At 35.9% G+C, this 22,714-nt stretch carries 27 protein-coding genes and 1 riboswitch; of the genes, 1 reads left to right on the top strand and 26 read right to left on the bottom strand.

The window, feature by feature from the left end:
• The first annotated feature begins 76 nt into the window (after nt 1–76).
• Nucleotides 77–718 carry a M50 family metallopeptidase gene (locus Q4550_RS16300; protein ID WP_303534584.1) on the top strand — a complete coding sequence of 214 codons (642 nt, stop codon included), beginning with the start codon at nt 77–79 and terminating at the stop codon, nt 716–718.
• A gap of 225 nt (nt 719–943) precedes the next feature.
• Here Q4550_RS16300 and Q4550_RS16295 read toward each other — a convergent pair whose 3' ends face one another.
• The 26 genes from Q4550_RS16295 to Q4550_RS16170 all read right to left on the bottom strand — a co-directional run bounded on the left by Q4550_RS16295 (nt 944) and on the right by Q4550_RS16170 (nt 22,703).
• Nucleotides 944–1,648, bottom strand: a complete 705-nt coding sequence (locus Q4550_RS16295) for a hypothetical protein (protein ID WP_303534582.1) — start codon at nt 1,646–1,648, stop codon at nt 944–946.
• A 322-nt stretch (nt 1,649–1,970) separates the two neighbouring features.
• The gene (locus tag Q4550_RS16290; RefSeq protein ID WP_303534581.1) at nt 1,971–2,957 is read right to left on the bottom strand and encodes a DNA/RNA non-specific endonuclease; all 987 of its coding nucleotides are present in this window, start codon (nt 2,955–2,957) and stop codon (nt 1,971–1,973) included.
• 20 nt (nt 2,958–2,977) lie between these two features.
• Nucleotides 2,978–3,382: a hypothetical protein gene (locus Q4550_RS16285; protein ID WP_303534579.1), complete on the bottom strand. Its 405-nt coding sequence runs from the start codon at nt 3,380–3,382 to the stop codon at nt 2,978–2,980.
• A 255-nt stretch (nt 3,383–3,637) separates the two neighbouring features.
• Nucleotides 3,638–5,596, bottom strand: coding sequence for an adenine nucleotide alpha hydrolase family protein (locus tag Q4550_RS16280; RefSeq protein ID WP_303534577.1), 1,959 nt, complete (start codon nt 5,594–5,596; stop codon nt 3,638–3,640).
• Between the two features lie 92 nt (nt 5,597–5,688).
• On the bottom strand, nt 5,689–6,621 hold the full coding sequence (locus tag Q4550_RS16275) for a hypothetical protein (RefSeq protein WP_303534575.1): 933 nt from the start codon (nt 6,619–6,621) through the stop codon (nt 5,689–5,691).
• An 83-nt stretch (nt 6,622–6,704) separates the two neighbouring features.
• Nucleotides 6,705–6,881: a hypothetical protein gene (locus Q4550_RS16270; RefSeq protein ID WP_303534572.1), complete on the bottom strand. Its 177-nt coding sequence runs from the start codon at nt 6,879–6,881 to the stop codon at nt 6,705–6,707.
• On the bottom strand, nt 6,878–7,282 hold the full coding sequence (locus Q4550_RS16265) for a hypothetical protein (RefSeq protein WP_303534570.1): 405 nt from the start codon (nt 7,280–7,282) through the stop codon (nt 6,878–6,880). Before Q4550_RS16265 ends, Q4550_RS16270 begins: the two co-directional genes overlap by 4 nt.
• Nucleotides 7,279–7,812 (bottom strand): hypothetical protein, encoded by a 534-nt coding sequence (locus tag Q4550_RS16260; protein WP_303534568.1) that lies wholly within the window; start codon nt 7,810–7,812, stop codon nt 7,279–7,281. The genes Q4550_RS16265 and Q4550_RS16260 overlap by 4 nt, the downstream gene beginning before the upstream one ends.
• A gap of 384 nt (nt 7,813–8,196) precedes the next feature.
• Nucleotides 8,197–8,577, bottom strand: coding sequence for a hypothetical protein (locus Q4550_RS16255; RefSeq protein WP_303534566.1), 381 nt, complete (start codon nt 8,575–8,577; stop codon nt 8,197–8,199).
• A gap of 357 nt (nt 8,578–8,934) precedes the next feature.
• Nucleotides 8,935–9,018, bottom strand: a riboswitch (cyclic di-GMP riboswitch).
• A gap of 5 nt (nt 9,019–9,023) precedes the next feature.
• Nucleotides 9,024–9,236, bottom strand: coding sequence for a helix-turn-helix domain-containing protein (locus Q4550_RS16250; protein ID WP_303534565.1), 213 nt, complete (start codon nt 9,234–9,236; stop codon nt 9,024–9,026).
• A gap of 378 nt (nt 9,237–9,614) precedes the next feature.
• Nucleotides 9,615–10,109: a peptidase M23 gene (locus tag Q4550_RS16245; RefSeq protein WP_303534564.1), complete on the bottom strand. Its 495-nt coding sequence runs from the start codon at nt 10,107–10,109 to the stop codon at nt 9,615–9,617.
• A gap of 12 nt (nt 10,110–10,121) precedes the next feature.
• Nucleotides 10,122–10,499: a hypothetical protein gene (locus Q4550_RS16240; protein ID WP_303534563.1), complete on the bottom strand. Its 378-nt coding sequence runs from the start codon at nt 10,497–10,499 to the stop codon at nt 10,122–10,124.
• Nucleotides 10,500–10,608: 109 nt separating this feature from the next.
• On the bottom strand, nt 10,609–10,779 hold the full coding sequence (locus tag Q4550_RS16235) for a hypothetical protein (protein ID WP_303534561.1): 171 nt from the start codon (nt 10,777–10,779) through the stop codon (nt 10,609–10,611).
• Between the two features lie 23 nt (nt 10,780–10,802).
• A complete protein-coding gene (locus Q4550_RS16230; protein WP_303534559.1) occupies nt 10,803–10,952 on the bottom strand; it encodes a hypothetical protein in 150 nt (49 codons plus the stop codon).
• A gap of 26 nt (nt 10,953–10,978) precedes the next feature.
• On the bottom strand, nt 10,979–11,113 hold the full coding sequence (locus tag Q4550_RS16225; RefSeq protein WP_303534556.1) for a hypothetical protein: 135 nt from the start codon (nt 11,111–11,113) through the stop codon (nt 10,979–10,981).
• A gap of 27 nt (nt 11,114–11,140) precedes the next feature.
• The gene (locus tag Q4550_RS16220) at nt 11,141–12,046 is read right to left on the bottom strand and encodes a hypothetical protein (protein WP_303534554.1); all 906 of its coding nucleotides are present in this window, start codon (nt 12,044–12,046) and stop codon (nt 11,141–11,143) included.
• A 12-nt stretch (nt 12,047–12,058) separates the two neighbouring features.
• Nucleotides 12,059–13,042: a hypothetical protein gene (locus tag Q4550_RS16215; RefSeq protein ID WP_303534553.1), complete on the bottom strand. Its 984-nt coding sequence runs from the start codon at nt 13,040–13,042 to the stop codon at nt 12,059–12,061.
• Nucleotides 13,043–14,587 (bottom strand): ATPase, T2SS/T4P/T4SS family, encoded by a 1,545-nt coding sequence (locus tag Q4550_RS16210; protein WP_303534551.1) that lies wholly within the window; start codon nt 14,585–14,587, stop codon nt 13,043–13,045.
• Nucleotides 14,587–15,768, bottom strand: coding sequence for a CpaE/TadZ family protein (locus Q4550_RS16205; RefSeq protein ID WP_303534550.1), 1,182 nt, complete (start codon nt 15,766–15,768; stop codon nt 14,587–14,589). Before Q4550_RS16205 ends, Q4550_RS16210 begins: the two co-directional genes overlap by 1 nt.
• 17 nt (nt 15,769–15,785) lie before the next feature.
• Nucleotides 15,786–16,529 (bottom strand): CpaB family protein, encoded by a 744-nt coding sequence (locus Q4550_RS16200; protein WP_303534548.1) that lies wholly within the window; start codon nt 16,527–16,529, stop codon nt 15,786–15,788.
• A complete protein-coding gene (locus Q4550_RS16195) occupies nt 16,526–18,049 on the bottom strand; it encodes a hypothetical protein (RefSeq protein WP_303534547.1) in 1,524 nt (507 codons plus the stop codon). The genes Q4550_RS16200 and Q4550_RS16195 overlap by 4 nt, the downstream gene beginning before the upstream one ends.
• A 281-nt stretch (nt 18,050–18,330) precedes the next feature.
• On the bottom strand, nt 18,331–18,900 hold the full coding sequence (locus Q4550_RS16190) for an HD-GYP domain-containing protein (protein WP_303534545.1): 570 nt from the start codon (nt 18,898–18,900) through the stop codon (nt 18,331–18,333).
• A gap of 38 nt (nt 18,901–18,938) precedes the next feature.
• Nucleotides 18,939–19,922: a replication-relaxation family protein gene (locus Q4550_RS16185; protein ID WP_303534707.1), complete on the bottom strand. Its 984-nt coding sequence runs from the start codon at nt 19,920–19,922 to the stop codon at nt 18,939–18,941.
• Nucleotides 19,912–20,820, bottom strand: coding sequence for a S1 RNA-binding domain-containing protein (locus Q4550_RS16180; RefSeq protein ID WP_303534543.1), 909 nt, complete (start codon nt 20,818–20,820; stop codon nt 19,912–19,914). The genes Q4550_RS16185 and Q4550_RS16180 overlap by 11 nt, the downstream gene beginning before the upstream one ends.
• A 570-nt stretch (nt 20,821–21,390) precedes the next feature.
• A complete protein-coding gene (locus Q4550_RS16175) occupies nt 21,391–22,101 on the bottom strand; it encodes a creatininase family protein (protein ID WP_303534541.1) in 711 nt (236 codons plus the stop codon).
• Nucleotides 22,098–22,703 (bottom strand): bifunctional 4-hydroxy-2-oxoglutarate aldolase/2-dehydro-3-deoxy-phosphogluconate aldolase, encoded by a 606-nt coding sequence (locus Q4550_RS16170; protein WP_303534539.1) that lies wholly within the window; start codon nt 22,701–22,703, stop codon nt 22,098–22,100. Before Q4550_RS16170 ends, Q4550_RS16175 begins: the two co-directional genes overlap by 4 nt.
• Between the last annotated feature and the right edge of the window lie 11 nt (nt 22,704–22,714).

Here is a 22,714-nt window from a genome sequence, read left to right as displayed (position 1 = left end):
CAATAGTGAGTGTCTTTAGTAAATTGCTTTTAGGTTATAATGAGTACAAATATGAGGCTACAAGATGGAGGCTGCTATGACTTACATAGTCACTTTATGTGTTGCGTTCTTAGTGTCAAGAATACCTATAGTAGGGAAATACATAGGAGGTATTGATACACTTCTTCATGAAACTGGACATGCTTTAATGGCATTAATAACTAGCGGGAGAGTAAAATCAATCCAACTTTTCCATGATAAATCGGGTCTAGCAGAAACAGGACAATCTTCATGGCTTGGTGGCGTTTTAACAACATTATCAGGTTATGTATTTTCATCCGCTATGGCATTTGGACTCTTTTATCTCTATAATCTTCAGAAATACGAGTGGATTATTTATGTATTAGCATTTATTGTTCTTTTGAATTTAGTCCTATGGATACGTAATCTATATGGTTTTTTTTGGTTAATTACATTCGGAGGAATACTTACGTATCTTTGGTTTCATCTTCAAGAACCATTTGTACCTCTAGTGCTGTTATTCTTCATATGCGTAAATCTTATGGAGAGTATTTACTCTGCAGCTGTTATATTAGTTATGTGTTATAAAGACCGGAGAAACGCTGGCGATGCTTCTATACTTGCTAAAAAGACATTCATACCTGCTATTGTATGGGGCTTACTGTTTTTTGCACAATCTTTATACTTCGGATACATGAGCATCATGCAGATCTCTTAATGACTCTCTAAATAATATTTAATCTACGCTCAATTACACAAAGAAACTCTTCCAAATTATTTGGAAGAGTTTCTTTTGCTAACAATATTCACGCATATAGGGATAAAACCAATGTTATATTAATTAGACATATCTAAATTGCGTGTCCTTATTTTAATCTCATCTTCAACTAACGCTCCGATTTTCTTGAAAACTAGAAATCAAGATTATAATCAGTGTTGTCTACTATTCAGAAGTTTTTGATAAACTAATAATATTTTTCATGTGTATTAATCCGCCTATTAACGATATTATTTTATACAACTCGACTTTTCCCCATCTATCAGGAGTATCGTTCCCATGCTGAATTAGATTTCGATTGAATATAGGAATTTCGTTATGTCCCTTAATACCATTTTTGAAAATATAATCTTCAAATACTTTTTTTGTTTCAAATGCTAATTGCTTGATATAAATATGGTCATCTAGGTGATCCACAAAGTTTCGATATTCCCTCTTTAAATTAATACCGAAAAAGTTTTCTCCTTTATTTATTACCTCATTAATAGCTTTCTCTAATGCAGAAATTAAAAAGGGAATTATTGATTTAAAATTATCGCTTTTAATATGTATGATACATTCATTAAAAGTCTCACTCCAGCCAGTTCCAAAAAATTCTTTGAAATCTTCAATTATATATTCCATTTCAATTTCATCAATTAACTTAATAAAATATTCATCTTTTTCTATGAGAGGGACTTTGGAAGCTCTGCAATATTCAGCAGGAGTAAAAGAAGGTAATAACCCCCAACCATCTTTTACATTTTCTCTAATACATTCTCTCAAATAAGCCATTGCATCAAAATGAGATTGAGCAATATCCTCAATAAGCTCTTTTTTTCGTTTGTTTGCAGCTTCAGTAATCAATTTTTTAATTAAGTTGTCTTCCAAATTTCTCCCCCTTTCTCTTTACACATTAATCTTCACTTCGACTTCCCCATTGAAATTCCTTTAATTACTGATTATGAAATAGTTAAATTATCCCAAAATGACCCTTCAACAATCCTACCCGGTATAAGATTAAACAGAAAGGAGCGTAATCCTTTTTAGATTAACGCTCCCGGTACTTTAAGACTGAAATTGAGATTATGTGTCTCACCTAATTTATGCTGATTAAATTTTCACATCTTTCTTAAACTCTCGAAACTGAGTCGTCCACAATCCTGACATTTAACGGGATAGAGATATTATCTGCTTCACAATCACAAAATTTTTACTCACCTACTAGTCCATCACCATCTCGATCGTCCATAAATTTATATAGCCAATGATGATTGTCTATGGGCATACTGAAACCTGCTGCCTTTGCCTCTTTAATAGTTACTTGTCCATTACCATTTGTATCAATACTAGAAATATCACCCTTTGTGTCTGAACTAGTTGAATCGTCAGGCTCGCTTTCAGTTAAACCGAGGGACGCATTGACTTCATCAGGGTTCACATTGTCAAATGTATCAACGATCTCATTTCCGTTCAAAGTATAGGTGTACTGATAACTTGAAGGTATCTGCGTTTCCGTATTCGGATATGTGATAATTGCTTCAAAATTAGTAGCTCCACCTGCGCTACGGATCCCGTCTTCTAAATACGCTTGGTCACCATGTCGGTTGAGTGTACTCTCTTGCGGGGTAATATTATAAGCATTGGATACCCCTCCGAGAGAATCAGCAATGATATGTCCTTCATCTAAAACATCACTTTCGACGCCCGGAACCTTTGCTTCATCAGAATAGTATCTGCCAGACGATAACACAGGTTCCCTGCTGTCATCTTGTAGAATGATTTCGTCAGCAATGACACGTATTAGTTGGCCGTGCTCATTAGTGAATGCGAAATATTGACGATCACCGTAACCAATGTCAACGACAACGTTAGGTTCTCTATTTCCAGACAAATCTCCACCATCGACATCAATTAATTTGTATCCTGCGAACAGTTCATGATTTGATTGGGTTGTTGTTTCCTCTACTGCTGAGTCATCAACTGATTCCTTATTAACTGTATCATCAAGAGTTTCTTCTTTACTATTTTCATTTGCTTCATCTACAGATTCTTCTTGAGGAACTGTTTCTTTTTGGGTTTCCGTTTTTGCTTCTGTTTCGACATCCACATCTGTAGTAGATACGTCTTCTACGTTGGCGCAACCAGCCATAAAGGTGATAGTTAAAAGTAAGATTAAATAATTCATTTTCTTTTTCATTTTAGGACTCTCCTATATGATTAGTTTCCATAATATTCAACTGTTTCTTCTAATTTTGAAAATGGTTTAGCTAAAGCAGTAAATAAATGATTTGCGAATAACTCGTTCTTCAATTCAACTTTACTATCCCGCTCAAATGAAATAAAGTGAATGTTTTCTTTTACTTCAACAGTCTGCTTTCCTGGTAAGAATGAAGGTTTCTGAAAGAGCAAATAGGTCTTTTTCCCATGTTTTTCAACTTCTATGTAAGGTCCAACAAATACTTTCACGGGATTAAGCCCTAAAAACCTTCTGAAAGAGCTCCATTTGTAGTGCAGCAGCCATCGTTCTGGTTTATACTTTTTATAAATTTCATTATTTTCATTAAAAGAAATATTAATCGTAGGTGTACAACTTTGTGTGTTTAGCTCCCAGTAACTGATCATACTAATCTCCCATTACGTTTCGTCATTGATAGAACTTTGATTGAAATTCTTTAGACTTATGAGTCTATATTATTATATCGGTTTTCAGCTGATGAAATTTAAATTAACCCACATGCTTTCCTTCTCTATATTCTTTAACCAATAGTAGCATTAGATTTACATCTGCTTATACAGTTCTAGTTAATTAAGAATTTCATTGAAAAGAGAAATTACAAAAAAACAGTTCGGCAATTTAACAACTGCCGAACTGTTTTTCTATATAGCTAGACCTAACTGGCCATAATCGTTCTCCGTAAACGTTGGAAAAGTAAAATGAATCCTGCTTTTTTCTTCATTCTCTCTTAAACGGAGCAAATAATACTTTACTCCTTCAAGGAAACTCATTTCTTTTATTAGGTTATTTGTTTCTGAAAGAACTGTATCCTCTTTCCAGATTAAATCAATATGGGAGTGTTCTTCTATCATTGTTATCAATCGATTGGCTGAGATCGTTTTAGAGTATGCCAGCTGGTCATTTTCTAATTGTGGTACATAAATACCTTCATCATCTTCTTCCCATGATTCGTATGGAGAATCATATAAGCTTGAATTAAAGCTATCGGTCCAGTCTAACCAGGAATACACGTAATGTTCAGCTTGCTGCTGATTATTAGCAAATGGACTACATACGATAAACGTATATTCATTAAAGGCCATTTGGTGTTCCTGACTGTCCATTGATTTAGAAAAGTAATGGATGGATCTATTCGTCTCTTTAACTTTGTTCTGAACATAAGTGACAAATTCAGAGTCATTGTACTGTGTTTGTACCTGTACATAGAAGAGCGGGAAAGATGTAACCGTAGTTTCTTTTTCATTCACCGTTCCATCAGGTAATAAGATAAGCTTTTCATCATGTTTATATCTGTTTGGTATTACATCTTTGGGCTCAATATCATATCCATCTTCTTTCCATGTTTGATATATCGCTTGAAGTTCTTCTTCTTCAATGAGTTCTTCTCCTATCTTGTTTTGGGTCCATAAAAGATATTCCAGCATTCTTTTACGAGCTTCGATTGTGAAGCCACCTGGGGCATAATTAAATATTGCCTTATTAAATGTCTCATAACGGTGGAGTCTTCTTTGGTGAGAATCCTCAATACAATCGACCGAGAAAAGTGAAAAATCATCTTCCAATAACTCTGCTTTCTTTTGATGTTTGTTAAATTTCTGCCGTTGTGTTGGTAAACGAAAGCGAACATCGTTCCGAATATCTAACATATAGTTTTTCCACTCTTGTAAATAACTATAATTAGTATACCCCTCATCAATCATGGCACTTAGCATTTTGTCATTCTTTCCGGCAAGAGGACATGTAAAACAACCAGTTCTTGAACCAACTTGCCCGCAAGAAGCGCCTACTCCACCTTGAGATCCTTCGGTAATTGAACATTCATGACCAGTTTTCCCATACATCTTCATCATGTCTGATACGTTACCACCATAAGGGAATTCACCATTTGGTAAAGCCAGCAAGTAACTCCATAGAGCATCCAATTCGATGTTCTTAATAGGGTGCATAACTCGAATACGATCATCTGTAGCATGTTTCGCATAAAAGTCCTCAACTGAATGTTTTTTCATACTTTCAGCACGCGAAACACTTTCAGAAGTCCGAACTCCCAGGATAGAAGTGATAGCATATGAGTTCTCGCTAAAACAATCCTGCTTTTGAATTGTTTGATTAATTATTTCATTAAGCAGGCGTTGTATTGGTAGGATTTTCATATGAAATGTGCAAGGACGAGTTCTAGAGTTTGGTGTTGCTGGTGGATATCCTCTACCCAAGGTTCGAAAAAAGAACCTTCCTTTAATTGAAGGTTTTACTAAATGAACTTTAAAAATATGGTCTAACTTTTGTTCAACCGCTGTAGTTTCTATGATTTTCATAATGCCTCTTTGATACCGACTCATCACCGGAGTCTCAGCCGCAGCATCACTCATAACGACGTGAATTTCTCTTTTTAATAAATCGGTAGGTAATTTCATGATCATTTGCCAAACTAACGTTAGCACTAAAGAACTATCTTTTCCACCAGAATAAGAGATAATAAAGGGTTTCATATTATCCTCTAGGTATTCATTTTTCAAAAACTCTTTAATTTCATCAAACTCTTGAAATACATTAACTTTTGAATATCTTTCTTCCCATTCTTTCAATTTCGCGTTATTCATTTAGATGTCCAATTCGCATAGAAAAAGAGATAGGGGCGTCCGCCCGCTATCTCAATCTCTAGCGAAGGGACTACCCTCCCTTTTTATGTTTTCTACGCTCTCATACGATTCTGAGCCGCCTGCATCTGTCTTCTCTGGAATGTCTCAATGGTTCGTCGTTCTGAATCAAGATCCATCACTACGAATTCAAGAGCAATATCCTTTACTGTTTTAAACTGTTCAATGTCATTTTTCGTCAACATACCTCGTGTCATAAAGTATTGAAGCTGTTCATGATTAGGTTTACCGTATTCAATTAGCAAATCGCTTCCCATATCGTTATAAATCGAAGCAATATCGTATAATGGTGCATTATTGATTAGTGAAACCGAACCATATTTATTAACTAGCTTTTTATCAGCTTTTAATTTCTCGCATTTTATCATCTCTTCTTTTAAGGTTTCATATTGCTTTTTATAAGAAGAATACTTTGCATCAATTGTACTACAGGTGAAAGCTAGTTCTTCAACGCTCCAACCCTCGTTTCTTAATTCAGGAACTTGATTTAAGCTCTTTCCTAATTTATTAAAGGAGGGTTTTACGTATTGAGTGGGCTCCAACTGATAGGCTTTTAATTGCTTCAATATCATAGGTTCTTTTTTCACTCGTTTATGATCAATTTCTAGTATACGTGCTAGTAAGCCAAGATCATCGAGATAAGTGTTCAAACCTACATAATCTATATCGCTTATTTTTTTCGGAACAAATTTAGCGACCAGGTTCACTTCTTTGAATTCATGCCTTCTTTCTTCTGAAGAAAGTAACTTAGATTTCATTGTGTCTTTAACCTGCTTCAAATGTTTCTCATAAAGTTTTAACGTAGGATAGGTACCTTTCATCATAAAAGATTCCATCAAATAAGCAGCGGTAGGAATTGGCTCAAACAATGCCTTTTCCGTCCTGGAGCAACGCTTGCACTTTTTGAGGTCAAATTCAGGTCGTCCAGATTGATAAATGCAATTATCACAATTTTTAACTTCTGTCATAACGTTCATTCCTCTCAATATGCACTCCCCACCTAGTACCTAGGGAGCAAAATTGAACTCCCTACTAGGAAGGGATATATTGATTACTTGTTAAGTTGTTTATTCATCGTCAATGTCATTAGGACACGCTTGGCCACATCTGGCTTTAATCGTTCCACAATGGTGAAAATCTCAAATTCTGTTTCCGCTGAAAGAATTTTTCTATATGCTTTGGAAGATTCTTTATCGATCATCGCTATTGAAGAAGAACGATTGCTCATGAAATTTTCTCCCTTCTTTTTTTACGCTCCACACTGACATTTTTTATGTTCTTATTCTTGTATCGCTGAAGCACAAACGTTTTTGCTGAGTTACTGTCTACAGCTTCCATATCGTAAACTATAGGCACATCATTAATAGTGTACTTCACTCTATATAAGAACTTCTGAGGCTCCCGCTCACCATCGAAATACTCATGTGAAGGCAAAACGGACAGAATACAATCTGTTTTAATAACAACAGGTGGTACAAAGTCATGCTCATGCACTATGAGATAGACCGGGAAACCTAAAAGAACTTGAAATAGAAACACCTTACCTTCAGCAATCACTTCACCGTTTTTCAAAACACTATTCTCTGCGACAGTAAACTTAGACGCTTTCGTATAGAAGTCGAATGTCATATTGCCACACCTTCTTCCAACATAGAGAATAGATCATCTTCTACCGGTTTCAATTCTTCCTTAATCGATTCAATTTGCTTTAAGCTAGGCATAAGATTTAATTGACTTCCCTTTGAACTTCTCAACTGAATTACGACCTCATTATTCACGACAACAATACCAATTGGTCCTTTTTTAAAGATACCTTTTGTATCAACCGTAGAAAATGAAGAGCGGGACATTAAATCCTTAATCCAATCCTGGCTAGTAATATTAGAATGAGAAAGTGAAAATTCAATTCCGGTTATAGCAGGATTGATCCAACTAAGAGCAAAATCATAAAGAAAAATAGCACCATCAATAGATCCATTAAAATATACTCGATAGCCCTTCATGTTAGTGCGTGATTGATTCTTGAATGGTTCAATGCGAAAAACATGACCATCAAGATACCATTCAAATCCCTCTTTCTTTTTCGTGAATTGTAATCCTTTTAGACCATCCCATAACTTATCTGGTGTAATAGGAGCAAAACATGTGACTTTAAACATGCAGCTCACCTGGCTTGCAACAATCGTCATTCTTACTCTTTAATAGAAACATTCTGAACACCCTCTCAATTAAGTTTTTTAAAACTCCACCCATTTAATTGACAATCTAATTATCAATATAATGCTTTTTACATCACCTCCTTTAGAGCACAAAAAAAGCCCCTGAGAGAAGGTTTCAAGCATACAAAAAATGCTTGAAATCCAGCCCCAGAGGCTTCATTATGTTTAGTCATTTTACCCGCAAATCTCTAAAGAGATTGCACAAAAAAGGAAAATTAAATCTTAATGGTTAAATTATACCATTGGATAAAAACGACCACAACTTTATTTAGTTTGTATATTAATTTCAAAATTAAGAGGAGATAACTTTTAATGATAATTAAATTAGTTAATAGAATCTAATAACTCTTTATTCACATCAAATAAGTTATTTTTATATTTATTAAGAACAAATTCCGCCTGACTTTTACTAAGTTTATATTCTTCAATAATAGTATCTTCTACCTTCAAATATTCAATAAATGATTTAGATATGTTAGTAGTAGATACTTCTCTAGAATCTGATTCTAAAACTTCAGTTTCTACTTTTGATCTTTTACCAATTTGACGATTCGACTCCATTACTAACGTCACCATTTCAACATATAAATTAGCATCTAATAAGAAATAGGTTCTTCTAAAGTAATATTGCTGGTTCATATTTATATAGAATGTTTTCATTCTAGTTTCGTTACTCATACTGGACATAAAATCCTTTGATAACATAAGAAACACCTCTCTACAGATAGAAAAATCTATCATCATTTTAATTGAAATCTATCTTTAAAATACATTTATCTTTGATTTATAAATATCATAGTATATAAGCTCTATAAAAATTGTAGAATTCCAAAGTAAAAATTAATTTTTTTTGGTATATTTAGTCGAAAAAAGACATAATTCGATAAAATTCTACAAATATAAGTGTAATATAAATAATGGAATAGTGTTAGTTTAAAGTTGGAAATAGGTACTAAATGTCTAGCATACTAATCCTTTATTTCACTTTACCCAAGTAATTAGTAAAAAAAACCATTTAATACTTAAAAAAGCCCTATATATTCAACAGTTATAAATTGTTAAACATACTAAGGCTGGTTGCACTACTTGCTCCTCTATTTCCAAGTGCCCAGATAAGGAAATAAAATCATTGCATCCTTTATGTAGAAAACCTACATTTCAAAATCGAAAAGGTCTATTATTCTTATGTTTAAACTTTTTGAAAGTTTATTGATGTTTTCTAAAGTAATATTCCGTTGTCCTCGCTCTAACTCACTAATATATGTACGGTGTAAGCCAGTTTTTAAAGCTAAATCTTCTTGAGAGTACTTTCGAAATAGACGATAGTATCGAACTTTAGAGCCGAATTTTTCTTGTATGCTCATATTACTCTTTATATTACAAATTATACTGACACCTCTTTCTTTTATCCACTGTATAAAGTAGACATTTAAACAAATTTTATGTTTTATTTGGAATAAATAAGAAAATATGTAGTAATTTATTATCATCATTAATTAATCTATTAATTTACTGAAGTATTTAAACACAAATGCAATACTTTCAGTCTATTATTATGAGGTGTTTTTTACAATAAATAGAAATATAGTAGGTAAAAAGAGGTAAGTGTATTTATAAATTGGTTTATTTTTACTATAAACATAATCATTCAAATTTACAATAACCAAATATTAACTATAATGTTTTTTTCTTTCTCTAAATTCTTCCACATACAAAAAAGCTGCAGTATACCAGTACTAAAATCAATCATAGTACTCATAAACTACAGATTTTCTTATGGTAATTCCTTCTCCTGCAAAGTATCTTGGACTTTTAGTAGATACAACCGCGATGATACTTGGTCCATTTAGTGTATCTAAGATATCATACTTAGGATTTGAATAAACTTGAGGAAAAGAACCATCTTCATCATCAATAAACTCTAAGTGTTCTACATAAAATGGATCCTGATAATAAGAGCTTTCTTTGGGGAAATATACATATCCAGCACCAGATTCAAGATCGAGATTTGCTTCCAAGCTCGCTTTAAAGTTTTCTACCGCTTCCCACTCGTCAAATACGACTTTTCCTTGAGAGAGTTGAGAGTTGTCTAATGCTAAAGCCGCATCGTGAACCGCTAGCTCTAGTCCATTCTTCATTTGTCTTGTTGAGGTCCGGTCCGAATCTAAATTGTATTGCATCATCATGATTCCAGCGAACAGAAGCATAAGGAACATGACCTTTAATGAATGCGCCATTTACCCTCACTCCTACCCAATGTATTCACTCATAACCTTTGTGTTTTTCTTGATTTTATCTGGACCAGGATTAAAAATATCAAAGATGAAAATTATTCCTCGTGGTACCTCAATGCTTGCTTCAAGATACTCATTTCGAGTTTTCAAGGTCTGAGTAGCATTTATTATAATTTTATCCTCTTCAAAATTATAATTATCAACTAATTCTTGTTTCATATCGTCAACTAATTCATTTGTAAACCTACCTTCGATCGCTGCTTTTTTAGCACCCTCTTGTAAAACTACTTCTATCGCTTCTCTATGTAAGCTATCTATATAAGCCAGGATTGGAGCAAACATAATATTGGCCATTATAATTAATGTCATCCATTTTGCTAATGTTGTAGACAAATTATCCACCTCTTATTAGAAAAATAATAGGAGGGACAAGCCCTCCTTATATTCGTAAAGAATCATATAAGCTAACGTTTAGATCAATCCCTGGTAAAAAGGTCTATTGTTAAGGTGTAACCGATGATGTAGTTGGAACATCAGTTGTTACTGCATCAATTTGTTCTTCATATTCTCCTGCCTCTTTATCAAGCATTTGGAACCCTACTCCGAATACCAAAATGGAAATGATTAATGCTGTAGCTGCTAGTCCTAGAAATGTGCTTAGTGAGTTTTTCATGTGAATTAAAGCCTCCTATTTTATTAATTAATTTTTAGATTGTACTCATTTTTTATAATTTCTTGATGTTCATCATTTTTGTTAAATAAGGACGAAGAAACACTACCAATTAAGACAAACAATATAACTGCTGTAACTGCAATGATCATGAAAGTCGAAAGTGATTTATTCACTTATAACCCCCCTTCGATTAATAAAATTAGTTCTTTTCGATATAAGTGCTTATACCATCTGACACATTTCCCATCTTGTCATAAAGTGCACCATACACTAATAGTCCAATGACTAAAGCGGTAGCTGCTAATTTCATAAAGGTCGATAAAGATTTATCCAAAACTTTTCCTCCTTTATCTTAATCATCTTAGATAGTACCGGATTTACCCATGATCAAATTAACCATGACTATAATGACTACTAAGAAATTGAGTACTATTAAAAAGTGAGTAATTTTAATTGGCATTGAAGCAAAATCAGTCGTTACTTTCCTTCTACGACGATAATTTTCAATTTGATTCCTGGCAAACATATTATTCATGCCTCTAAGAGACTGTAAAGCTGTTTCACGTTCAACCTCATCCAAGGTTTTTAAGACACTTACTAGGGTTCTAGCTTCTTTAGTACCTAGTTCCTTTGCAAATGTTTCAAGCGCTCTGCTTGGGCCTTCATCAGTACTCCAACCTGTTAGAAGTTTGTTAAAAGGAGTGCTGATCATTTCGAAATAAGGTTGTATGTTTCTTAAAATGCTATATGCGTTGATTCTTGAATGTTCCATCATATCCAATTCGTTTATAAGAAGGTCATACAGCATAAACACTTCAGCATTACGCTTAGTTTGCTTGTATTCTGCTAAACGCTTTAGAATAAATCCTATTAATAAGGGGCGCCAGGGCTGTAGAATGACAAAGATCCCTGTAACCATCAATGCACCAAACAGCTCGTATTTACCATTTAATATAATAGGAACAATGATATAGTTTACAATCAAAAACGAGAGTATTAAACCAAACAAAATATAGTATCTAAATGCATTGAATCCAAGCGGATAATCCGCTATCTTTAAACGTTCCTCCAAGGAAGATTGATTGACCGATTGAATCACTTTTTCGCGATTGGATCTCATAGATTGTTTAATTCTCAATCTGGTTTGAATTCGTTCTGTTTGTGATGACATGCCACTGTAAACCAGTTTTGCAGAAGTGATGGCCAAGATGAATGTAATGCCATAAAGCACGTAAGGAATTAACTTAAAGAGTATCGAAACTGACAAACAACCACCTCTTTACAAATCGTTTTTAGGACGCTTCACAATAGATGATATTATGAGTGAAAATACGACACCTATTGAAGATAGCGTTAACGTTAGTAAACTCCACTTATCCTCAAATTGGAGAGCCACCCAATCTTGAGCTCCCGATACATAGAATCCAAGAACAAGCGATGCAAGAAGAATCACCAGAGTAAAATAACCATTGTATACCGTATCAAGTGCAGTGGATTGTTCTTGTTCTAGCATTTCTTCTGTATCCTCTATTTGCTTCGTTAGGATCAATAACGTTTTCAAGACATTTTCGTTATATAGATAAGACTTGATGATGATGTTTCCTAGTCTTTTCGCCCAGCTGGTACCGGCGGTGTAAACAAAAACTTGAACAGACATACGTAACTCGGACTCGTTTCTTGCTACTTGAAGATCAGAAACCAGCTTTATCATTACTTTACGTAAATGCTTGTCCTCTATACCTTGCTGCGTTTCACGTAATGCATAATACATATCATAGTGATTGGCATTGTAATTCTGAGTTAGCGAATGGACAATAGGCAGAAATTCATTTCCCATCAAAAACCTAAGTTTCCTTAGTTTTATATGAAGCATCATGTAAGGAACTATACTGACAAGAGTTCCTAGAATAACTCCCAGAAAAGCATCCTGATACTTTAAAACAACAATGAAAGTTGAGAAGAGAAAAAGCAAGGTTGAAACTACTAAAAAGGAAACAACATTCATTTCTGTATTCTGCTTACTTGTCGTTTTAATCAGGAGATATATGTGTTTTAAGAAACGATTTTCGTATTCTATAGCCGTGTTTTTTTGCTCTGTCGCTCGAATTTTTCTTAAGCGGTTTAAATACTGCCACTGACTAAATCGTTCTTTGAAAGGCAGTTCAATAATATTTTTAGTTGTCCATAATCCAATTACTATTAAGATAAAGTAAAGCATATAGAAAACGCCGTTTGTCCAAATCCAGTGAAGTAGCTCCTCCATTTAAAAGTCTCCTAATATATCTTTTAAAAGGTCATCTGCAATTTGTTGATAATCACTCATGGGTGAAGTCTTTTCACGCATTTTGAGTAATCTCATAAGATTTTTCGTTTCTTCTAAATTCTCTTCAGCCATAAGGTGTACCAAGCGATTGGTAATGTTAGAAGCATAATAGTATTTTTGGGTAACGTTGCTATACCTAATAAGGTCATTGGTGGAATACTTTCTTTCATCTGGATCCCAGATAATTTCTGTGACACCAACTACACGCTTTTTACGGCGATCTCGTTCTGTGCTCATTGTAATTATGATGTCGATGTTACGGGCGACACGCTCCAGTTCATTCTCAAAGTTACGGTTTGGGAATTCATCTAGCAAATGCCGTGTGATTTGTGGGACAATACTTTCAACGTCAGTTAAGTGATAAGTTGAAGCTGCTCCACGCTCTCCACGTTCACAAGCCATTAGATAACCTTCTGTCTCTAAACTTCTAATTTCTCCTACCACTATATAATCGTGTTCCATTCTTAATAGTCGTGGTACGGCTTGATGAAGGTCTCCTTCTTTTGCTTGAATTTCAAAACATAAACGGTCTGGAAGTTGTGCGCTCAATCCCAACTCGAAGTGTTTTTCCATTGAAGCTACTACATATTTACTATCACGTTCTCGAAGTAAACTCTTCATAAAAGTCGATTTAGCTGAACGCACCCTACCAGCAATAATAGTGTTTGGCATTGTTCTAGATAGCGCTTTGAAAATATCAATATCTTCCTCCTTTATGGTGGATAGATTAGCCTGCTCATAAAGGCTGATATCCTTTACAATAAAACGACGGAACATAATATAATTCTCTCTTGATCGAGGACTCTGCAACATTGTAATCCGGCTACCGTCTTCTCTTTCCATCTCAGCTTCAGGGGTTTGTTCATTAATGACAACATCTTTAGAACGCATCGTGAATGCCTTTTTAACACGTTCCACAGCCGTATTGTTTTCAAAACGCTCTGGCTGTCGAATAAACTGGCCATCAATATCAATCCAAAGTTCAGTACCTCTTATTACAGCAGCTTCACTCATGGGATAGTTCTCCCACTTGTGAAGAATACTGATTCCCCATACTTCATGAAAGATAGCCTCCTCTAATGTGGAATAAAAATCAGGGTATTCAGTAGATGTAATATTCTTATTAGAAAGGACTTGTTTTATTTTATTAATAAAGTATCCAACCGCTTGCTCATCTCCGATTACAGCCCTATGTTGGAGGTCAACAAATTCAATCTCTCGTTTCTTTTGTTCATCCTGTTCTTTACTTTTAGTAGTACTGGGTTCACTATCGTAAATCTTTTCTAGTTCATTCCTTGTAATTGAACAGATGTCTTTAAACTTCTTTTTAAGCGCATAAGTGGTAATCGTTCCTTTAGGTGATAATCCTTGCTTCTCAATCTGATCACTCACCCAAACATTTGGATCATACGGAGTATCATCAACGAGCAGAGTATCAAGCTCCTTAAACATGTCTTCTGTATTTTTATCTAATACCTTTGACATTAGGAAACACCTGCTTTCTTTCCAAATAACCCGAACCAACCTTTTTGTTTACGTCCTTCTTCTTCAAGCGGCTTTTCGGTTAACTCTCCCTCTGAGATAATCAGGTTGCATATGGTATCAACTCCTCTTTTGTATTTAGTATCTGCTAAGTCATAAAGAAACTTTTTCTGTCGAAGTGCCATTGATCCTAGAATATCCATGTCAGGAATAGTTGCGATTCGATTCATATCAAGCTCTGATTCGAGGTCCTTCTCATTAATAAGAGACATATTTGTCTGGAAACGATTTAGAATTAACATGAAGTCAGAACGCTTACCACCTGCTGGCTCAATCAATTGTTGGAAGACATGGGGGAAATACCCTCTATAGCCCTTATCATCTTGATTAGTGACCACAAATCGAAGATTGCTCGAAACATATGCTTGTGTCGCACAAGCCGTATCAAAATGAGTTCCTCCATCTATAAGGATGAGGTCAAACATTTCTTTTGCTACATCAATTAAATGTGCAATTTCCTTATTGGTATAGTACCTCTGAAGCTTAATATCTCGATTTCCAGCAAGATGATATAAGTTCTGATATTGATGAAGTGATTCACCTAGTTTAGCTTGAGTTAAATTTTGTGACTTTAAATCAAGTTTTAAATCGTTTAGATAAGCACCTTTGTATTCCGTAAAGTAATCAGCGGGATCCCAGGCATTCAAACTAAGCACCAAAACTTTCTCGTGTACTCGGTCAGCAATGGCTTTTCCTACATTCATGGTTGTGGTGCTTACTCCCGCTCCACTGTGAGTTCCAAAGAAACTGACGATTCGCTTTGATGAAAATGTATCTGAACCAAAAAGCTTCGAGCACATATCACTCACAACTTGCTCCATCGTATAGTTCTCATGAATAGGTGTAATCCGATGCCCGCTGCAAATTCGTTCAATATTAATCGTGCGAACGTGACTTGAAATATTATGCATTTTATAGAAAATAGGGATTTCCGGGTAGACTTCACGGATAAAAGATAATTTATCGTAAGATACAGCTTTACCATCTAGCAAAAGTGCCTCTAGTTCGACTGGAGTATTATGGTCCTCATTTACCTTATCGAATAGCGGTGCTAATTCAATTTCTTCTTGGGCTTGTAGCAATTCTTTATATTTACTATCAAAACTAACGACACCAACGATCATGGTTAGTTTCCCCTTTCCTAATTGTAGGTAATGTAGAGTTTGTTCTTATTTTCAATTACAGCACTCATTAATTTGTCAAAATCCTCTTGATTTAGAATTACTTCTAAATCTGAAATGTTTCCAGTAGCGTTCAACCGTTCGTTCTCTTCTTTTGATTTAGTTTCTGTGTCTGTTACAACTTCCTTATTGGATGAATCCTTTGCATAGACAACTTTCACATCTGTTAGCAACGGGTTTTTAAGAGTTTCTCCGCTAGCGACAGCTTCTTTCTTTTTATCTGAAGATGAAGAAGATGCTGCACTGTCCTCTTTGGCGTACTGACCAATTAATGAGTTACTTACCAAGTAAATATCGATTGTATCTTTACGTCTTACTGAACCCGGCATAGCAAAGATCATGTCGCTTACTATTGGACGAATAGCCTCTCCATCTTTCTCATTAGGCACTAACTTATCGTAGTCCACCATGTTTTTTGAAATAATGGCATTTCCGACTAATAACTGTCCTGCATCATAACCAATAACTTGGTTAATATCACTTGCTAAAATGGTTCCTTCTACGAGGTCTTGCTTTCTTCTACTTTCAACCTGCAGCTTATCAGCTGTAATGGGTTCAGTCGCTTCTATTTCATTACCTGCTTTAACAACCACAACATCTACACTATCGATTCGGTCTTTTATGTAAATGTCATATATAGGTGTAAAAGCCATTACGATAACCGCCAGTAGAATCCCAAACGCTATTTTCAATCCTTGTTTCATGAGTTTCCTCCTTCACTTGCCTGTTGAATTGTAATTTTTTTATTGAATAAGCCTTTTACCAGTCCATTTTTTCTGCGCTGGGCCTTTTTTAGAAACTCTTTTGGAAGTAAATCCGATAGGAGCGGGTTCAATTGTGTCGCTATTAGCTTCGAGTATTGCCTGGTATCGTTCAAAAACGAACCTTTGTATTGAGTTTCAAATACATCTTTACTTGGAAATGTTGGAATTGACGCGATGAGCTTATCCGCATATAGTTCTCTAATGACTTCATTTTTCAGTATTTCTGGATCAAAGCGGTTCCCAATAAGAGAGCTTTTCTCATTCTCCATATATTCATGAAAATAGGCTGTTGCTGTATTTTCTGGGTCTTCTAAATGTTGAATAGAGCTTATATCCGGTTCTACTACAAAGAAGGCGTTTGTCGCGATATCAAAAATATCTCTATAAATTGGTTTATTCCAATCTGTCCCTACGTCGATAATCGTGACGTTTGTGGGAGCAGAAAGGATGACTTTGATAAAGACATCAAAAGGGATGTCATCTGTTTCGTAATTACGCTCTTCAGAAGGATTCCTACTGATTAAATTAATACCATCTTGAATCCAATCAAAGGAAAGTTCGTCTTTATACTTAGGGTTTTTAGCCAATTGAAAAAATTTACTTCGATAATTACTTGTTCTTTCGTGGCCAATAAATCGATCATAGGTATAACAAGACCCGTAAGGATTCTCAATATAGGAAACCGTCACACCTAGGCGCGCTAATTGCCTAGCAAGTAAGTGAGAGATAAATGTGCTCCCTGAACGAGAAAAGTGACTCCCAATCATCACTAATTTTTTTTCAATTGGAACTCCTACGATCCGCTCAACTTGATTACTAACTTGTATATTGAAATCGCGTTTAACAACCTGTTTATTGACAACTTTCTTGGTGATTTCTTTCTTTACGATTGGTCGTGGTGGCTTTTCAGGCTTCTTTTCCTTAGGTGGGCGGGGTTCTTTTTTCTCCTTAATCTCTTTTTTGGGGGTGGCGGTTAACTCTTCATTTTCTTCGTCTTCATCTGAAGGTGGAGCAATTGGCACTTCTTTAGTAACGAATTTAGCTACTCGTTTAAAACGAGGCGTATCTTTAAGCTGGTCAACAAAGTCTTCCATATCGATCATGCGACTATTAAAGATGTCTAAAACGTTTGTACTCACCAAGTAACTGAGAAAAGGGTCCCCCTTCTCCCGTTCGCATAAGAAGACAATGCGTAACTGATTATCATACTTAACTCTGACTCGTTGAATAAATGAAAGCCACTCTTCTTCCCTTTCTTCTTGAGTGGACTTGTCACTTGGTAGATGATAGTCATGGACGATTAAGATATCCGGTTTTTCAACCTCGATCAGTTCTTCTAAATACCGATGATGCATCACTTCTTGGTTGGCAATGTGAAAGGAATCTAAGTTATTCTCCAGGTGTTTCAGTATGATAGAACTAAAACTCTTATTACCAATGGCTAAAAGTACGTTTTCCATAGAATCACTCCGCATAAAAAAATCCCCGAAAATTTTATGAGGTTACCAGCTTAAAAGCTTGGTAGCTCATAATATTTTCGGGGAACTCCCGTCTATAATATAGTTTAATAGTTAACTTGTGTAAGTCATCATTGATAGTATGTAGATACCCCGCCGAATGGGTGGTACGGCAAGGGTAATGAAGGAACCACACTCTTTAAAAAACTTTAAGAGAGGGTGTTCCTATTGAAAATAGTACCATTAGACCTATGGATAGTCAACTAGTATGAGGGAAATCTTTCCTATTTAATTGAGTGTAACATCCTCTCAAAGTCCTCAATAAGACTTGGCTCGTATGCACTGCCTTGTAAACGAGTAATGTCATTTAAAGCTTCCGAAAAAGTAGATGCATTTTGATAAGTACGCTCATTTGTAATGGCATCGAAACTATCTACAATTCTAAGGATTTGGGCAAAGAGAGGTAGTTGTCCACCTTTCAATTTGAATGGATACCCAGTGCCATCATAATTTTCATGATGATAGAGAAGGCCACTCAAGATATTACTTGAATAGCCTTCTCCAGTTAACATGTTATAACCTATGACGGGATGCTGCGTTAACAACTGCCATTCATCCGTTGTGAGAGGCTTACTTTTATTCAATATTTCACTTGGAATTTTAGTTTTACCTATATCATGCAAGGCTCCGAGTTTATATAAATCATCCTGATATCCTCTAGGCATGTTTAAAAATTCACCAAATCGCTTAAGGAGATCGGCCACTCTAAGCGAGTGTTGAAATGTATATTCATCATGTTCCCAAAGTTCTTGGAGAGGTTTAAATAATAGTGATGATTCAATTACCTGAGTCATGCTGCCTCCTTTCTCCAACTGGCTTTTCACTCAATACATTATGGATTTCCTATAGGCTCTTTCGTTTCTAATTTCTTCAAGAAGTCTAGAGTAAATCTTTGTAAGTCCTCTTTAACTGGACGATAGAAGGCTTTGTCTAATCCATCTACAGTCATATCTTCTTCGATACAAAACCATACTATATATGGAAATGTGTCTAACATGACTTCTTTATGAATTTGTTTCGCCATTGAAAGTGTCGAAGCGAAGATAATAACTGTGGGAACGTTTTCTGCGAAATCACTAATAGGAAGCTTATTACCGTATTTTTGATAAACTTTCTTCCAATTGTGCAGTTTATCTTTTAAATATCCTATATAATTCTGATTCATCTGAGGACGATCAATTAAAAAGTTAATATTTCCTTTCGGAGTTACAATTTCAGCGACACCCATTGGTTTTTTAATAAGTTTGTTATCAGCGATGAGAGCATTCCACTTCCAGCTGGAAGCTGCTCTAGCTTCAATCAACCTGCATCGAAATTCATTTACTGCGACATATCGCTGTACTGCCCCAATTCCTAACGAATCCCAACGGTTCGGGTCCATGAAGAAGTCTTGATTATAATAGTGTTTCAATAACTTGTAACCAGCAATTCCTAAAACGAACGGAGCGGGTGGTTTATACTCTTCTTCTGTCCTAACCCTGACCTTCCATCGTTCAACAAAAGCCATTTTACGTAGCTTATCCAGGCGTTTCGATACCTGGGAGCTCGTAAGTTTAGTAGAAAAATAACGTCTCAGCTGATCCTCATTACAGCAGATCGCATCTCCAAGCACTTTTAAAATCATTATATCGGTTTCGTCTATCCGCTTTCTAGCATATAGGGATAATACTGCTTCAATCGTCGCCACAGGTCTATAATCTTTAGGAAGAAACTTATAACCGTACATCTGGGGATGGTCCCAAAAAGGTACCTCCCCTTTCTTTGTATATAGGTACGGATATTCAAGAGATTCATCGTGCAAGGCTTCAACGGGCATTTGTTTCAAAGAGAAATGCTCCCATATCTTTGCGTTTCTTCTTCCCTTGCGGATAACCTGTAATGACTACCTTACAGCGGCGATTGTCTTTATCAATAGTTTGTATTCGACAGCTTACAATATCATCTACCAGTGGTTCCTCAAGATTTCTGGGCTTGCTCCCTTTGACTTCCAATCCATTTGCTAATTTAACGAAGATACCATGAATTGGGTGAACCGCGCTGATTTTTCCTCCAATGACATCCATGCTTTTCAGTTTTTCTAGTTCGTTGAATGGATCATCAAACGTTGCTTTGCGACTAACCTGGACTAACTTTCTTTCAAGATCGATTCGTTCCACCTTTACATCGACTCTGCTACCTCGGTCGATTTGACTAGCAATATCCCTAACACGACCATGATCCCAATCGTATTTAAGCATGAAGCAATCGACGCCATTAATACGAACAAAGATACGTTCAGTTTCTGGGTTAAAGCCTGAAATAACTCCTTCATAAGTATTTTCAGATAAAATCCCTTTCTGTTCCTCGTACTGCAACTGACTCCAAAATTGATCGTGTTTAATTTGATCAGCTTTCTTTACACTGACAATAGCAATGCGATTTTCTAAATCTAATTCATCAATGATAAATTCTTGTTGAGTCGTTACGAATCCGGATAAAGAGCGGTACTCTCTTTCAGAAAACTCATGAACAGGACAGTATGCTCTTACTCCGCTTCTAAGGTCAAAAATAGCAACCTCTACATCTTTTGTAACTCTTCGTCCATTTTCCTCAATGGGCATCTTAAGAAATCCTACTGATTGAACAAATCCAGATGTGATTGTTCTATTACGGCGAATCCTCGCAAGTTCTTCTAGTTCTTCATCACTGTTCCATGATTGCTTAAGTTCTTCCATGGTTATCCTCCCTATTAGTAAGTACTCTGCTGAAAGTAATGAAAAACACAAAAAGCCCCAAAACTATACATAGCGCCTAGTAGCACTACATAGTTTTGGGGCGGTCCCATTATTTATAGAGTTGTGTCTTTAAATTTGAATTCATTACTTTACTTACCAATGATTTTACATGAGAGATAATGAATAGGCAAGAAAGTTTAAGTAAATGATGATAGAAAATCCACGCAAAAAGGTGATTTAACTGTAGTATAGTCATCCTTCCATCTTTTTAAACCAGGTATTTATTTCATTTCTCAACGGTATTTAATGCTAATAGATTAGACGGTGCAAATGTTTATTCAACCAATGCTATTACAACCCAGTCTCCCTTTTAATGACTCAAATTATTGAACTGAACTTAAAGCTGACGGGATAAGACTTATTTTGTCTCACTTTGATAACAAAGTTAACTTAAAAAGTGTACCTATAGAGGTAGCGAAATGCGGATTTTACAGAAAAAAAACAAGCCGCTTCTTCACCCTCGTAAGGATTGAGAAACGGCTTGCAAATAGATTTGTAATGAGCAGGTTCTTACTTTAAAAGCGATAAGATCTCTTGTTCGAAATATCGTAATAATTTTTCGCCTTTTTCTTTCGTTGCTTTTGTCGCATCTCCGTAAACCCCACTCTTGCTTAACTCTCCAAGAGAGATGGTGGATTTCCCATATAAAGGCGGTTTAGTTGGGTACTCAGCCACCGCTTTTTCCATGTTTACAAGTTCAGGTTTGAGTGCAAGCATTAGAGAAGTTTCGAATTCGCAAGCGTGTATCATCCCATGCCATGTTTCCGACTCGCAGAGAGTCTCGTGTATTTGTTCCATTCCTGGATAAAACAAATACACAATCTCCAAATCTAGTTCATCCATAAGCTCACGTGTTGCGTATTTCATACTAGCGTTATTAGCGTCGTGACCGTTAATAAGGACTAACTTTTTTATGCCGTATCGTCTGACACTTTTGGCGACATCCTTAATGATTTCTTCTACACGGTGCTGTTCTAACGAAACAGTTCCAGGTATATCTCGCCACACCCAAGAATACCCAAAAGGAAGAGAGGGAAGCAATAGAGCGTTCATTTTTTCAGCCACTCTCCTTGCTAACCCTTCCGCCAAGTACACATCAACCCCGATCGGCAAGTGATGACCATGTTGCTCAGTGGCACCTAAAGGTAAAATGGCAACGGGATTTTCCTGCACTCTTCGTTGCACTTCATCGCGCGTCATGGTTAGCAAATCCGTTTTCATTCTGCTTCCCCCTTTAACGCACGTTCATACGCTTTCGCCCTTTTTTCAATGTGGTCTTGATCTCGTTTTGTCGCCCCTCTAGGTACAAGGTCACTTCCAATGGCAAACGAATCACATCCCGCATCCTGGTAATCTCTCACGTTTTTTAGTGTAATGCCCCCCACTCCCATGATGGAAACTTTGGGAAAAGGTCCTTTGATATTTCGGATGTATTGCTCACCTAGCGAAGAAGCAGGAAATAATTTCACTTGATGAATCCCAATCATTTGCGCTTGCATGATTTCTCCTGGTGTAAATACCCCAGGGATGACCCGATACCCTTTTTGGAGACACGCCTCAACCAGCGTCTTGTCCCAACCAGGCGTAATGATGTATTTTGCACCAATTTCAATCGCTTTGTCCGCTTGTTCAATGGAGGTTACCGTTCCAACTCCGATCTCCATTTCATCTCGATAGTTTTGGCACAATTTGTAAAGAGAAGCAAACCCTTTTTCTTCGTCACTCAAAGATACTTCCACTCGATGGATTCCTCCTCGCAGGAGAGAGTCGGCGACCGTTTTTATTTCTGTCCTTTCCACGTCTCGAACAATTGAAATGATCACAGCATAACCTC

This window comes from Anaerobacillus sp. 1_MG-2023 (assembly GCF_030547345.1).
In the GTDB taxonomy this organism is placed as follows: Bacteria; Bacillota; Bacilli; order Bacillales; family Guptibacillaceae; genus Guptibacillus; species Guptibacillus hwajinpoensis_B.
Note: the sequence above shows the minus strand (reverse complement) of the source record. Positions and strands in the feature narration are given on the sequence as shown.